At 56.4% G+C, this 12,438-nt stretch carries 18 protein-coding genes and 1 riboswitch; of the genes, 7 read left to right on the forward strand and 11 right to left on the reverse strand.

The window, feature by feature from the left end:
* Positions 1-15: 15 nt before the first annotated feature.
* Complete coding sequence (locus tag EV586_RS09550; protein ID WP_165898482.1) at positions 16-1,473, reverse strand: leucyl aminopeptidase; 1,458 nt, start codon at positions 1,471-1,473, stop codon at positions 16-18.
* 135 nt (positions 1,474-1,608) lie between these two features.
* Between EV586_RS09550 and EV586_RS09555 the strand changes: the two genes are divergently transcribed.
* Positions 1,609-1,893 (forward strand): AtpZ/AtpI family protein, encoded by a 285-nt coding sequence (locus tag EV586_RS09555; RefSeq protein WP_132944870.1) that lies wholly within the window; start codon positions 1,609-1,611, stop codon positions 1,891-1,893.
* Position 1,894: 1 nt separating this feature from the next.
* On the opposite strand, the gene EV586_RS09560 is transcribed toward EV586_RS09555, so the two are convergent.
* Both EV586_RS09560 and EV586_RS09565 read right to left on the reverse strand, forming a co-directional pair.
* Positions 1,895-2,473, reverse strand: a complete 579-nt coding sequence (locus tag EV586_RS09560) for a hypothetical protein (RefSeq protein ID WP_132944871.1) — start codon at positions 2,471-2,473, stop codon at positions 1,895-1,897.
* A 158-nt stretch (positions 2,474-2,631) separates the two neighbouring features.
* The gene (locus EV586_RS09565; RefSeq protein WP_165898485.1) at positions 2,632-3,855 is read right to left on the reverse strand and encodes an LCP family protein; all 1,224 of its coding nucleotides are present in this window, start codon (positions 3,853-3,855) and stop codon (positions 2,632-2,634) included.
* Between the two features lie 133 nt (positions 3,856-3,988).
* On the opposite strand from EV586_RS09565, the gene EV586_RS09570 reads away from it, so the two are divergent.
* Entirely contained in the window at positions 3,989-4,330 is a 342-nt protein-coding gene (locus EV586_RS09570) for a histidine triad nucleotide-binding protein (RefSeq protein ID WP_132944873.1), read from the forward strand.
* Between the two features lie 180 nt (positions 4,331-4,510).
* On the forward strand, positions 4,511-4,756 hold the full coding sequence (locus tag EV586_RS09575) for a hypothetical protein (RefSeq protein ID WP_132944874.1): 246 nt from the start codon (positions 4,511-4,513) through the stop codon (positions 4,754-4,756).
* 42 nt (positions 4,757-4,798) lie between these two features.
* Here EV586_RS09575 and EV586_RS09580 read toward each other — a convergent pair whose 3' ends face one another.
* Positions 4,799-6,136, reverse strand: coding sequence for an oligosaccharide flippase family protein (locus EV586_RS09580; RefSeq protein WP_132944875.1), 1,338 nt, complete (start codon positions 6,134-6,136; stop codon positions 4,799-4,801).
* Positions 6,137-6,291: 155 nt separating this feature from the next.
* On the opposite strand from EV586_RS09580, the gene EV586_RS09585 reads away from it, so the two are divergent.
* Together EV586_RS09585 and EV586_RS09590 are read left to right on the forward strand one after the other, a co-directional pair.
* Positions 6,292-6,615, forward strand: coding sequence for a YtrH family sporulation protein (locus tag EV586_RS09585; RefSeq protein ID WP_132944876.1), 324 nt, complete (start codon positions 6,292-6,294; stop codon positions 6,613-6,615).
* Complete coding sequence (locus tag EV586_RS09590; RefSeq protein WP_132944877.1) at positions 6,612-7,112, forward strand: sporulation membrane protein YtrI; 501 nt, start codon at positions 6,612-6,614, stop codon at positions 7,110-7,112. Before EV586_RS09585 ends, EV586_RS09590 begins: the two co-directional genes overlap by 4 nt.
* 13 nt (positions 7,113-7,125) lie before the next feature.
* Here EV586_RS09590 and EV586_RS09595 read toward each other — a convergent pair whose 3' ends face one another.
* From EV586_RS09595 to EV586_RS09605, 3 genes are all read right to left on the reverse strand, one after another.
* Positions 7,126-7,635, reverse strand: a complete 510-nt coding sequence (locus tag EV586_RS09595; RefSeq protein WP_132944878.1) for a hypothetical protein — start codon at positions 7,633-7,635, stop codon at positions 7,126-7,128.
* A gap of 23 nt (positions 7,636-7,658) precedes the next feature.
* Complete coding sequence (locus EV586_RS09600; protein WP_132944879.1) at positions 7,659-8,288, reverse strand: Gmad2 immunoglobulin-like domain-containing protein; 630 nt, start codon at positions 8,286-8,288, stop codon at positions 7,659-7,661.
* Positions 8,289-8,406: 118 nt separating this feature from the next.
* Positions 8,407-8,931 carry a hypothetical protein gene (locus EV586_RS09605; protein ID WP_132944880.1) on the reverse strand — a complete coding sequence of 175 codons (525 nt, stop codon included), beginning with the start codon at positions 8,929-8,931 and terminating at the stop codon, positions 8,407-8,409.
* A gap of 118 nt (positions 8,932-9,049) precedes the next feature.
* Here EV586_RS09605 and EV586_RS09610 point away from each other — a divergent pair, with 118 nt between their 5' ends.
* Positions 9,050-9,376 (forward strand): DUF1811 family protein, encoded by a 327-nt coding sequence (locus tag EV586_RS09610; RefSeq protein ID WP_165898487.1) that lies wholly within the window; start codon positions 9,050-9,052, stop codon positions 9,374-9,376.
* Entirely contained in the window at positions 9,373-9,996 is a 624-nt protein-coding gene (locus EV586_RS09615; RefSeq protein WP_165898489.1) for a DUF3886 domain-containing protein, read from the forward strand. The genes EV586_RS09610 and EV586_RS09615 overlap by 4 nt, the downstream gene beginning before the upstream one ends.
* A 202-nt stretch (positions 9,997-10,198) precedes the next feature.
* Here EV586_RS09615 and EV586_RS09620 read toward each other — a convergent pair whose 3' ends face one another.
* The 4 genes from EV586_RS09620 to EV586_RS09635 all read right to left on the reverse strand — a co-directional run bounded on the left by EV586_RS09620 (position 10,199) and on the right by EV586_RS09635 (position 12,424).
* Entirely contained in the window at positions 10,199-10,618 is a 420-nt protein-coding gene (locus EV586_RS09620; RefSeq protein ID WP_132944883.1) for a hypothetical protein, read from the reverse strand.
* Positions 10,619-10,696: 78 nt separating this feature from the next.
* Positions 10,697-10,783, reverse strand: a riboswitch (ZMP/ZTP riboswitch).
* A gap of 370 nt (positions 10,784-11,153) precedes the next feature.
* On the reverse strand, positions 11,154-11,534 hold the full coding sequence (locus tag EV586_RS09625; RefSeq protein WP_132944884.1) for a hypothetical protein: 381 nt from the start codon (positions 11,532-11,534) through the stop codon (positions 11,154-11,156).
* Entirely contained in the window at positions 11,531-11,749 is a 219-nt protein-coding gene (locus EV586_RS09630; RefSeq protein ID WP_132944885.1) for a hypothetical protein, read from the reverse strand. The genes EV586_RS09625 and EV586_RS09630 overlap by 4 nt, the downstream gene beginning before the upstream one ends.
* A 66-nt stretch (positions 11,750-11,815) precedes the next feature.
* Positions 11,816-12,424: a flavin reductase family protein gene (locus tag EV586_RS09635; RefSeq protein ID WP_132944886.1), complete on the reverse strand. Its 609-nt coding sequence runs from the start codon at positions 12,422-12,424 to the stop codon at positions 11,816-11,818.
* Positions 12,425-12,438 lie beyond the last annotated feature (14 nt).

Raw genomic sequence — 12,438 nt, forward strand, 5'->3', positions numbered from 1 at the left:
GTGTCATGGTGATCTTTACTTCGCCAGACGCTCCGCCACTTTGATCAGCGAGCGGGTCGAGAAGCCGGTCGCTTCTTCGACGATGTAGCCGTTCGTCTTCTTCGCTTTCGAAACGTTGGCCATGTCGATGTGCACAAACGGCACCCCGTCTGCAAACGCCGCCAGGAACACGCCGCCGGCGATCGATGCCGCATTGCGGTAGGAGTAGTTGATATAGTCGGCGATCGAGCTTTCGATCAGCTTCTGGTACTCCGGATAGTTCGGCAGCGGGAACAGGCGCTCGCCCGCTTCTGCGCCGGCCTGCTTCACTTCTTCTACCCAAGCATCGTCGTTGCCATACAGGGAAGCTGCTTCGTTGCCGAGCACGACGGTCACCGCACCGGTCAGCGTCGCCGTATCGACGATCTTCGTCGCGCCCAGATGCTTGACGTAGGCGATGCCGTCGGCCAGTACCAGGCGGCCTTCGCAGTCGGTGTCGATCATCTCAACCGTCTTGCCGTTAAACGCCACCGCCACATCGCCCGGCTTGAACGCGCTGCCGGACACCATGTTCTCCGCCAGCACGAGGATGCCGATCGCGTTCAGCTTCAGCCCGCGCTGTGCGATCGCGCGCATCGCGCCGAGCACGCACGCCGCGCCGCCCATGTCGGTCTTCATGTCGCCCATGCCGTTCTCCGGCTTGAGGATGTAGCCGCCGGTGTCAAAGGTCACGCCTTTGCCGACCAGACCGAGCACTTCCTGCGACTCCGGTGCGCCGCTATAGCGCAGCACGACGAGGCGCGGCGGGATCTCCGAGCCTTTGCCGACCGACCAGAGCAGGTTCATGCCGAGCTCCTGCAGCTTCACTTCGTCCAGCACTTCGACTTCGAGACCTGCCGCGGTGCCCAGTTCGACCGACTTGTCGGCGAAGATCACCGGGTCGAGCAGGTTGGCCGGCATGTTGGTCAGGTCGCGCGCCAGGTTGACCGCCTCTGCGTCGATCCTTGCTGCTTCCACCTCCGCCTGCACATCGCCCGGCGTGACGATCGCAAGCGTTGTGAAGCGCTTGTCTGCTTCCGGCTCCGATTTGTGGTTGTGATACGCATAGCGGCCCATCAGGAAGCCTTCGGTGACCGCTGCCGCATATTCGGCAGGCGTCGCTGCCGCCACATGGTCGCCGAGCACGCTGCGGGATGCCGTGCCGGCTGCCTTGCGCACAACTTCTGCGTTCAAGTCATCCTTCTTGCCAAGTCCGACCAGATAGAGGTGTTTCGCCGCGATGCGGCCGTTCGAGCGGACGTGCACGACCGAATTGGCTTTGCCTGTCGCTTCCTCTTCTGCAAACAAGGCGGTCAGCTCGCCGCCCAGCGCTTGATCAAGCGCAGTCATGCCTTCCGAGATCTCCTTTCGTTCGTGGTAAAACAGAACCAAAGAATCGGCGCTGACCGTCGACAGCTTGGAATACTGGTCTTCTTTATGTACAAAAACGTTCACTTTTACGTCCCCCTTGCCCATTTTCCTAACCTTGGAGTATGCTCAATCTAAGTATAACAAAAAGAGAGCCAAAAGGCTCCCAGAGAGTGTTTATATTGTAATTCTAGTCATACACTTAGAGTGGAGGTGACAGCAGTGAACAAGCAGGAAGAGCAACAGCAGGAACAGGAACAGAAACGGGAGCAGAACGTAAAACACGGTGAAAAAAATGAAGCATGGCGCGCATTTGGACTGGTCTCAGCCATCGGGCTCGACTTGGCCATCTGCACGATCGGCGGCACGGTGCTCGGCAATTGGCTGGACGGATGGCTCGGCACATCGCCCTGGCTGCTTTTGCTTGGCATTATGCTTGGTCTCACCGCCGGAATCTACGGGATCACGAAGCTGATCGCCGTGTTTCAACCCGAACAGAAAGAGTGAATCACGTCTCGGCGGACGGGTTGCTTTTCAGCACTTCATCGATCTTGGAAAGTTCCTCACTGAAGGATTGCAAGCGGCCGAACGTTTCTGCTTCCAGGTCCGCGTCGCCTCGTTTTTTGGCTTCGGCGTACTGTTCAAGCGTCATGTACAAGTGTCCCATGATGATCTCCCGTGTCAATCGCAGATCAAAATCAGCCGGCAGTTTGCGCTCATGAAACGGTCCTTCATCCATGATGAGGCCGTTTAAGTACAAGGTACGGTATAGATCCCCGCGGTTCGTTTCGTACTTCTCTCCACGCAACTTAAACTCACTGATCAATGCGTCGACCGCTTTGACCATTCGACCATCCCCCTTTTTCACCCGCAGATATTCGATCAGCACGTGCAGCGTCTTCCCGTTTTCATACATGTAGAAGATCACTTCGTCATCTCGAAGATACAGGTGAAAGATCAGGGTCTTGCCTTTCCCTTTCTCCTCCAGTTGGATACCGGTGCGAGTTACGCGTGCTTTCCAAAGATCGACCTGTGCACGGGTCGTTTCGCCCGAAATGTTTCGGTAGATCACAATCTGGTTTTCCATGTTTGCGTCCCCCTCCTCGGTGCTCGGAGGCTTTTTTAGAGAGAAAAAGGTTTGACATATCCTATGTCCAAGAGTCGATTTTAGAACTTCAATCTGAGAAAAATGGGCACAAAAAAAGACCCCTTATCGGGGTCTGTCGAAGTCTTAGGATCCTCGCCTCACAGCAGTTGGACAAGTGACGCCGCCACATAGCCATACATGCCGTCCGGGGTGCGAACGTAGTACCAGTCGCCGGCCGTCTCTTCGATGACCAGCACTTCGCCGGCGTAGACCTGGCCGATCACTTCGTTCTCCGTGCCCGGCTTCTGGCGCAGGTTGACGTATTCGCCGGTGACCTGCCCTTTTTGCTTGCCGCTGTCGGACGGGTTACCCACGTTCGATTGCTGCTGCCCTTGGCCTTGCCCGTTGCCGGACGACGCTGCCGTGCCGGTGCTGCTGTCGGCCGTCTTGGCAGGCGATTCTGCGCTTTTGGTGGCGCCGATCTTTTCGTGGACGAACTGGCGCGTTGCGGCGATGTCCGGCCACAATACCTGTTCGCCGTACATGTTGTATTCCTCCGACAAAAACTCCACCGGCGGCAGCTGCTCGGTCTGCATGCCGGACGTGTCCGCCTGCAGGCCCAAGGCGATCAGCTTGTAAAGGTCGCCCGCTGCGATATTGCTCTGCGTGTACGGCGTGATCTCTTTTAAGATCTTCGGCAGTTTCAGCGCCATGCCTGGCGAGCTCATCTTCTGCCCGACGATCTTCACCATCTCGCGCTGGCGTTCCGTGCGGTCGAAGTCTGCTCTCGCCGTGCCGCGGTACCGCACGTACATCAGCGCCTGCTCGCCGCTTAGGTGCTGCTTGCCCGCTTCGAGCAGGATGTCATGGATGCCGTCATCCGCATGCACCATCCGTTCGGCGACGTTGACATCCACCCCGCCGATGGCGTCGATGATCTTGGCGAACCCTTGGAAGTCGGTGGCAACGTAATAATGAATCGGAATGTCTAAAAATTCCTGCACCGTCGAGATCAACAGCTCCGGTCCGCCGTTGGCGAACGCCGCGTTGATCTTGGCCTGCCCGACCCCTTCGATGTCGAGGTAGGTGTCGCGCATGATCGAGAACAGGGATGCTTTTTTCGTGACCGGGTTGACGCTGAGCAACAGGATGGTATCGGAGCGCGGCCGCTCTCCTTTGACGCGGCTGTCGACCCCGAGGAAGAGGATGTTCACTTGTTCCTTGCCTTCCCAAGTCGCGGTGGTCAGCGGACTGTCTCCGGTGGAGAACTTGGTCGTGCTCACCGCATCTAAAAATGAAAACATCGAGTATACGTAATACCCGGCAAATAACAAGAGTACCGTCAGCACGAATCCGACGAGCCGAAGCCATTTTTTCTTCACGCATTCATCTCCTCCACTCAATTCTATTCCACGTTTCGCGCTCTTTTCCTGTGTTCTTGACGATTTCTTTCCCTTTTTACCTATTCCGTGGTACTCTTTTGGTACAAGTATCCATCTGGAGGAGGTTCTATTCATGTCGGACTGCATCTTCTGCAAGATCATCGCCGGGGAGATCCCGTCGAAGAAAATCTACGAGGACGAACATGTCTACGCATTCCATGACATCAACCCGATCGCGCCGGTACACGCGCTGGTCATCCCGAAGAAACACATCCAGAGCATCCTGCACGTCGGCCAGGACGACGCCGAGTCTGTACATAAGATCCACCTCGCGATCCAAGAGGTCGCGAAGATCCTCGGCGTCGCCGAGTCGGGCTTCCGCGTGATCACCAACACCGGCGAGCACGGCCAGCAGACCGTCTTCCACATTCACTACCATGTGATCGGCGGACGCCAGCTGAAATGGGACATGTAGTCCCTGCTTCACGCATTGCGCAAAGACCTGCATTCGGCATCTTGTCGAACGCAGGTCTTTTCAGTTTTTCATTTTCACCAACTCTAAAATTTAAATTAAAATAATTGTTTCGATTGATAATCTCTTGATTCGATGATAGAATTGAAATTGTAATTAAGACATAAAAAGGGGTGTTGACGTATGAAGAAGTTGATTCTCGCAGTAGCACTGGCTGCCGGTACGCTGTCCGTTGCCATTCCGGCACAAGCCGCAACGGTGATCACGCCGGAGTGGAATGAAGACTGGGTGGTTGCTGAGCTGTGGTTCGATACCTACCCGCCGCAATTCTACTACAATGTGGACACCGGTTATTCCGGTCAGCTGCAACGCGTCTACCCGCAACCGGGCGGCGGCTACGTCGGCGTCTACTACGGTTCTTGGCTGTAAGACCAAAAGTCCCCTTGCGAGCGATTCGCAAAGGGACTTTTTTCATTTCCGGCGCAGTTTGCCTGCGACTTTGCCGATCAGGTTCTTGTACTGCTGAATCTCATCTTGCTGCAGGACAAACATCTTCCAGAACGGATAGCCCGTCGCCCGGCAGAAGTAGATGATCGCGATCAGGAAGATGATCGCAAAACCGCTCGTCTTGGCCAGCGCCATCCCGGCCGCGCCCATGTGGAAGACGCCGAAGAACAAAAGCGAGAGGATGACGTTCGAAAGGATCGAGACTGCCTCCAGCCGGATCAGCACTTTCGGCTGCCCGAGCTGGTTGGTGAAGAAATTGGTCAAGACCTGCGCCAGTCCCAACAAGGCGACGCCCGGCAGCAAGATGTAATACGGCGCGAGCGACGGCTCGAATTTTTCACCAAAGGCGTAGCGTATCACGTACGGCATCACCAAGTAAAACAGAATCAGCGAGAAAAACAGGATCACGGCGGTATGCCGGAACGTGCGTGCGGTCAGCAGTGAGGAGTCTTTTTCCTCCAAAGAGGAGACACGGGTCACCACGACCTGCAACAAGGACATGGACACGAACAAGAGCATGTCGGCCACCGTGACGGCCACGGAATAGATGCCCGCCGACTCGACACCGATCAGATAGAGCACGAAGAAGTAGTCGATCCGGTAGTTGAGCTGCGTCAACAGCCGACTGCCGGCCAATTGGTTGCCATACCTGAAGATTTCCTTGCTCAGTCCTTTTACCGGCTTGGGCACGAGGCTGACTTTTCCTTTTTTGACGGCGACGATCGCCGAGATGGAAGCGGTCACGATATAGGAGGCCAACCAAGCAAAAAAAGACCAGACCACTTTCTCGTTCTGTTCGTCGGGCAACGTCAGCGCCAGAAAAAACAACGGAATCGCCAGCAGCGATTGCAGCGTGTTCAGGCGGTTTAACCACTCCAGCTCGTTGAGCCCGAGGATCAGCCGCGTTACAAAGACGTGGAACAAAGCAAACGGACCGGCAAGACCTGCAATCCACCAGGTCATCTGCTCAGACGGCACGAGATTCATCAGGTCGTCCCAGAATAACGGTGTTACTGCGAGCGCTGCCACAAAGAGCGCCAGAACGAACAGAAAGCAGTAAAATAGCGCCGTCGTAAACACATCGGAAGGCGGTTGTCTACGCTTGTTAATGCCGTACGGGATATACTCCGAATACGACCCGACGACCGGTGAGTAGACGGCGAGGTTGTTCGTCACCGAGGATAAAAATCCCCGCCCTTGCGGCCCGATATAGTTGGCGGTCATCACGGCGGTGACAAAGACCAGCCCCGCCCCTAAAAATTTGTAAAACATGGCCCAGAGGACCCGCATGTATTGTGACATAGAAACCCCTTCTTTTTCCAAATCGTTCCCAGTATGCAGATACCATTTTATCACAGACTGTCCCGCTCTCCTACGCCCGTTTGTTTACAATCGCATGTCTGTCCCCTTTTTCGCATAGGTATCAAGGAAGGACATGGGACGAGGAGTGAGGGGCAGTGGGATTTTTGAGTACGGTCATCCTCGACTTTTTTGTAGCGCTCGGGATCGTGCTCGGCGGCTCGGTGTTCGGGGCGATGGGCGCGTTTCTCACGCATCGGCCGCCGATGACCGAGATGGTGGACATGGCGGAAAAATTGAAAATCTGGGCGCTCGTCGCCGCACTCGGCGGCACGATGGACGCTTTGAAAGTACTGGAGACCGGCGTGCTCGGCGGGCAGTTTGGCGCCCCCGTCAAGCAGCTGTGCTATATCGTCGCGGCGTTTCTCGGCTGCAATGTCGGCTATTTTCTCATCAAGTGGATGGTCGGTGAAATCAAATGAGAACCCGCCAGTTTCTCGCCACCTTCGGGGTTGGCGCCCTGTTCGGCTCGGCGGTGCTGCTCACGCTCAGCGGGCATGACCTCGATCTGCTGTACCTGCGCTTGACCGAGCGCCAGACGCAGATCGCCCAGCTCAAGGAAGACAATGAGAAACTGCAGGCCAAGCTCAGCACGATCGAAAAGTCGAACGTGCGCAAGATCCAGAAGATCAGCGTCATCGTCGTCGCCTCGCCCGACGAGTTCATCAAGCTCGCCGTGCAAAAAGAAGTCAAAAAACGCTTGAAACGGCTGGTCGGCAGCAACATCAAGCTGTTCGAAGAGAACCCCGACATTTTTATCGAATTCCTGAACGAACGCCAATTCCGCATCACCGACCACGTCGTGTCGATCACAGTCAAACATGTCGTGATCGGCGAAACGACGACGATCTTCATCGAAGCGTCCAAAGAGGCCGGGACGTCGCTGACCCATACGCCGTCTTTGACGCCGGAGCCATGAAAAGACCCGCCAGCTAGTGGCGGGTCGTTTTGGCTTGCTCTTGCATGCGGATCATCTGGATCTTCAGGCGGTGCAGTTCGGTCGCGTCAAACTGGCAGACGAACGTCGTGACGCGGGTGAGATGCTCGACCATCTCGTCTTTGCCGGACAGCTTGGGCGGCATCTTGTCGGTCAGCCCGAGAATGCCGAGTTCGGCGATCGACTCGATCAGCGTGCGGTCCTGCGCCCAGTCGAGATGGAAATAGGTCGTGTGCTCTCCCTCGCCATACGCGTAATCGACGCGGCCGACGAGATAGAAGTTCTCTTCAAAGGCGATCAGGCCGGTGACGAGGCCGTAGGTGAGCTGTTTGTCTTTGTTGTCCGGCTCCAAGGTGATCTGGAGACCGCCTTGAGGCACGAGCAGCGGCCAGGTCAGCTGGTTCGGAATATGAAAGAGCCCGGTCGCGACGGGCGCGGGGAACTGTTTGAGCTGTTCGGCCGCTTCGACGCCGGTGACGAGAGCTAAGTGTGGTTTGGGCTGCATGGTGTTCCTCCTTACAGGTCAGGCTATTCCGGTTTGATCTTCAGAGGCAGGATGTTGATGCGCGAGCCGTCTTTGGCGCTCTTCGCGTAGAATTCGACGACGAGGACTTTGCCCCGGTACTCGTCGACCAGCGGGACCTGCGCCTGTACCGGGCTCCAGGCCGGGGCGCCTTGGGTGGCCCGCAGCACGCTTTCCGGTTCGAGCAGGGTGCCGTTTTCATCTTTGACGCGAAAATAGGCCACGCCTTCAAACGCGCGCATGTCGGCCGAGACGTATAAGGTGCGGCTCGTGTCCGACCAGTCGATGTTCTTCAAGCGGAACGCGCCGTTTTCCAAACCGCGGCTGCGGATGTCGAGCGAGCCGCTGCCATCGTAGGCGTTGATCGCGATCACATCGCCTGCCGGTGCCGGCGTTTGCGGCGTGCCCGGATCGGACGGCTGCGGTGTGGGCGTCGGGGTTGGGTCTGGCGTTTGTTCCGGCTGCGGAGTCGGTGTTGGGTCGGGTGTCTGCTTGGCCGGCTCTTCGTTCACCGGCTGCGAGACCGGCTCCGATTGCTTGGAAAAATAATAGCCGCCGGTAAACGCGACCGCACCGACGATCACGACCGCGCTGAGCCAGCCCAGCCACGTCTTCTTGTTGTCACGGTTCCCCATCTGCGTCTCCTCCTCTGACTGTCTTCCCTAAATCATCGCAGAGTTCGGCATGAACTGTCAAATGACTCGATGAAAAAACCTCCGCCCGGTAAGCGGAGGTTTCGGTGAATCGCAGCGGTCAGCGGTCGTCATGCAGGTCTTCGCCGCTTTCCAGATACGTCTTCTTTTGCAGCTTGCTCAATTTTGCGTACGCCCAGTTTGCTTGCACCGTCATTCGGTTCAACTCAGCGGCGAACGCTTGCGGGTCGTCTTCCGTTTCGCCGTAGAGATATGCTTCCATGTAGCTGTAGACGTTTTCAAAACGGGCCATGACTTCCATGTAGCCCAAGTGGAACTCTTCGTATTCGTCCGGATAGCGGATGAATTTCACTTCCCGGGTCAGCGCCAAGGTATCTTCGACACTTTGGAACAGCTCTTCCGAATCAGGCTGGGTCTTCATCAGTTTTTCTGTGTTGTCATAACGCAACTTAAACTTGAGCTGGTGTGCGCTCAAAGCGTCCCAGTACGCTTTTTGTTCTTCAGTTAGGCCGGGCTCTGCGTTTTGGATCCGGGTCTGTTCATGCTGGACAAAAACAAACGCAAGAAACAGCCCCAAGACGAGCACGCCAAGCACGCTGCTAAGCCAAATCATCCATTTTCTCATCTGTCATTCCCCCCATTCGATGCTAACATTGCGAAGATTTGCACGGAAGACGGAAAATGGAGGAAATGTGTATAATGGAAAGATCGACAGGAGTTTGCAAAAGGAGACACAGAAAACGATGGCGAAACTGTACCGGGATATGAGCGCGGAGGAGCTGGCGGCGGAGATGAAGCGCCTGCAGGACGAAGGGCACCGCGCCTTGGCGGAGCACCGCTACGAGGAACTGGACGTGCTGGAGCGTAAATATTATTTGGCGCTTTCGTATACGATGGACAAAGATCTGATCAAGATCGGCAAGACCTACACGATCATCGACTCGAACGACCGCTTCGAAGTGACGCGGACGGACGGCGTGATGGCATGGGGCTATCTGAACGGGGTGCGGCTGGAAGAAGCGTACCCGTTTGCGATGCTGGTCGATCCGGAGCAAGGGGGCGGACAGTGAGCCGCAAGCACCGCCACCGCGAGAACAAAGTCAAGAAGATGCACACGATCATCGGCGGCTATGAGAAGGTGCTGGAGGAGTTGGGCGCGATCCCGCAGGTGCGCTCGGTGATCACCGGCGTCATCTCGCCGCACAAGTCGGAGACCGAAGAGCTGACGTTTCAATATTTCACCGATACGGGGCTCAAGCTGCTGGCGAAAACGACCGAAGCGATCCAAGAGATTTTCATCGTCTGCGAAGACAGTGACAAACAGCGGGTGCTGGAAGAGCTGCGCGCCCGCGGCCATCTGAAGGAGAAGGTGAAAAAGATGAAAAAAGGCAAAAGCAAACCGAAAAACAGCGGTCAATCTGCCGCCCAGCGCGACCCGCTGGACAACTACCGCGTCGGCAAAGGCGACCTGCCGAAAGAAAAAGGCACCACGCTCAAAGACATGCTCAATCCGGAGATGCTGAAGAAGTTGCAAGCCAAGTCCTCCGAGATGAAAGAGCAGGAGCGCGCCCAAGACGAACAGCGCCGCCAAGCGGAGATCTCCCGCCGCGAAAAAGAGCAGAAAGCGCTCGAAAACAACTTCGAATACCTGCTCAAGAACTCCAAGCAGAACTGGAAAGACTTCAAATAGAAACGATAGCGGCGCACCCCTGCACTCCTAACAAAAAGCCCTTGCCTGTATGTATACAGGACAAGGGCTTTTTATCGAGCTTTCGTTTCCCGCGTGTCACAGCGACACCTTCTGAATCGATGGCCGGCACGGTCTGACAGGCGGCCAAGTATTCCTTCCGCCGTCCGGTGCCAACGCGAGGTGCAGGACAGGTCAGTTGGTGCTACTTCTTCCCTCCGGCCTGTTTCACAGCAGCTGGAACGACAGTCGGGCCGTTTGCGGCGCGTTTGACGGGCAGGACGGGGCGCAGATAGCGGTCGTAGAAGCCTTGGCGGGCCAGAAATGTATGCAAGGGGTCCTCGACGAACATGCGCCAGAGGACGCGGCGGCCGCCCGGCTCTGGAAAGATCACGTAGCGGCGCAACGGCTCTCCACTCAGGTCGGCCAGCCACAGGGATGTGACCGCTTCCAAGTCGCGCACCCGCTTGTACAGCAGATCCGCCCCGCACTTCAAGCAGGACGAAGCTTGCCACGGCACGTCTTCAAAACTGCCTTCCGACGTCGCGATCTCCTCAAAAGCTGCTCCGTTCGCTTCACAGTGCGGGCAGGTCACCCGCTCCCCGTAACACTCCTCAAATACCATCTCAACACGCCTCCCTCTCTATCCTGACGATGCTCGGCTCAGAAAAAGACAAAACCGCCCTGAGCCTTGGATATAATCCAAAGGTGCCCAGGCGGTCGGCTATGTTTGTTCCTCTCGCACTCCCTCGTGGTACACTCCACGTTTCCGCCAGTTATGCGAGACGGTTCTCAGTTGTAAGGCTGTCAGCAATCCAATTCGATGCGAGCTTTCTTGTTGAGCTTTCTTGTTGAGCTTTCTTGTTGCTCTCTTTTTCAGCTCTCTGTATCGAGTATTTTCCTCGATCTCTCTCTCTTGATTCTAAATCATTTTCCGATTCCTGACAAGCCACACTGCTGCCGAGAGCGAATGCCCGCATTTCCGGCGCTTCCCCAAGCGCCGTCCCCCCCGGGTACCGGCACCCGCTCTCCCGTGGCAGCTCGTAATTCGCTGCTTCACTGCTTTAAATAAGTGCATCCCCCAAGAACATTATACGACATAATTTTCGGTCTTTCAACATAAATAGACAGAAATTTAATAATAATCGAACAAAAATCGGTTAGCGCACAAACATCGTCGACAGGTAGAACAGCACGCTGTACAAAAACGCGCTGCCAAGCCAAATCCACACGCTGTCCTTGTTCGACCGCGCATACGCCCGGTACGGCAGCAACGCGCCCCACAAGCCGCCGACATAGACGCTGAGCACAAACAGCACTTTCGCGCCGCCGCCGACATCGCCTGCCTGCGCCAGCCCGTACAGGTACAGGCCGAGGTAGGTCGCAAACAGCCAGGTCACGAGGAACCCGACGATCCAATAGATCAGCATCGCGCCGATGCTGTCCACCGCCTGCTGGTATTTCGCCTTGCGCTTGATCACATAAAACAGCCACACCACCGCAAGCAGCGGCAGAAGCAGCGTGATGATCAGTTTCGTCATTTCGCGTCTTCCCCTTCCGATTGTGCCGGTTCCAGCACTTCTCCTGCAAAACGCTCTGCGTATTGCAAAAATACTTCGCGCGTCACCGGTCCGAGATTGGCCTTGTACATCCCAAGCGAAATCTCAAATCCGTCACGCTTGTCCATGTCGGCAAACCGCGCCTGCATCGGCCCGACCGCTTCGACCGCAAAGGTCGCGTAGTACAGATCTGACATCTTATGTAAGCCTCCCTTCGCAAAGGACAAGGCAACCTGAGCAGACAGGTTGCCTTGTTTAGCGTACTATTTTTTCCGCACCATTTCAAACGTATCGGTGACGCGCACATAGTCGGCCCCGGCGAGACGTCCGATCGGCTGGAGTTTTGCGGTGTCGATCTTGCCGTCAAAATGAATCTCATCGTCGACGTGCACCTGCACGACCTGTCCGATCACCAGCGACCCGGCGCCTTTGCCTTCGCCGATGTGTACGATCTCGGTCAGTTTGCATTCGAAATTGACCAGCGACTCCTTGACGCGCGGCGCTTTGACGACCGTGCTCGGCGCAGGCGTCAGGCCCGACTCGGCGAACTCGGAGACGCCGTGCGGGAATTCGGCAGCCGTCGCGTTCATCTGGTTGGCGAACGATTCGGAGACGATGTTGACGACAAATTCCTTGGTGTGCTCAATGTTGACCAAGGTGTCCTTCTTCTCACCGTCGGTGCCGCGGCGCATGACGGAAAAGCAGATCGTCAGCGGATTCGCCGCCACCGCGGTGAAGAAGGAGAACGGCGCGAGGTTGGTGTTCCCTGCTTCATCGACCGTGGAGACAAAAGCGATTGGACGCGGCAGGATCGCCCCGTTCAGGTATTTGTAAGCAGCTTCCCAAGAGAGTGTTGCCGGATCGAGTTGCATAGAAGGTTCCTCTC

It is taken from the genome of Tumebacillus sp. BK434 (assembly GCF_004340785.1).
Lineage (GTDB): Bacteria > Bacillota > Bacilli > Tumebacillales > Tumebacillaceae > Tumebacillus_A.

Excerpts from the sequence above, each read along its gene's own strand:
- EV586_RS09560 (WP_132944871.1), bottom strand. The coding sequence starts at position 2,473 with ATGGAAAACCAGATTGTGATCTACCGAAACATTTCGGGCGAAACGACC.
- EV586_RS09570 (WP_132944873.1), top strand. The coding sequence starts at position 3,989 with ATGTCGGACTGCATCTTCTGCAAGATCATCGCCGGGGAGATCCCGTCG.
- EV586_RS09575 (WP_132944874.1), top strand. The coding sequence starts at position 4,511 with ATGAAGAAGTTGATTCTCGCAGTAGCACTGGCTGCCGGTACGCTGTCC.
- EV586_RS09580 (WP_132944875.1), bottom strand. The coding sequence starts at position 6,136 with ATGTCACAATACATGCGGGTCCTCTGGGCCATGTTTTACAAATTTTTA.
- EV586_RS09590 (WP_132944877.1), top strand. The coding sequence starts at position 6,612 with ATGAGAACCCGCCAGTTTCTCGCCACCTTCGGGGTTGGCGCCCTGTTC.
- EV586_RS09595 (WP_132944878.1), bottom strand. The coding sequence starts at position 7,635 with ATGCAGCCCAAACCACACTTAGCTCTCGTCACCGGCGTCGAAGCGGCC.
- EV586_RS09600 (WP_132944879.1), bottom strand. The coding sequence starts at position 8,288 with ATGGGGAACCGTGACAACAAGAAGACGTGGCTGGGCTGGCTCAGCGCG.
- EV586_RS09605 (WP_132944880.1), bottom strand. The coding sequence starts at position 8,931 with ATGAGAAAATGGATGATTTGGCTTAGCAGCGTGCTTGGCGTGCTCGTC.
- EV586_RS09610 (WP_165898487.1), top strand. The coding sequence starts at position 9,050 with ATGGCGAAACTGTACCGGGATATGAGCGCGGAGGAGCTGGCGGCGGAG.
- EV586_RS09620 (WP_132944883.1), bottom strand. The coding sequence starts at position 10,618 with ATGGTATTTGAGGAGTGTTACGGGGAGCGGGTGACCTGCCCGCACTGT.
- EV586_RS09625 (WP_132944884.1), bottom strand. The coding sequence starts at position 11,534 with ATGACGAAACTGATCATCACGCTGCTTCTGCCGCTGCTTGCGGTGGTG.
- EV586_RS09630 (WP_132944885.1), bottom strand. The coding sequence starts at position 11,749 with ATGTCAGATCTGTACTACGCGACCTTTGCGGTCGAAGCGGTCGGGCCG.
- EV586_RS09635 (WP_132944886.1), bottom strand. The coding sequence starts at position 12,424 with ATGCAACTCGATCCGGCAACACTCTCTTGGGAAGCTGCTTACAAATAC.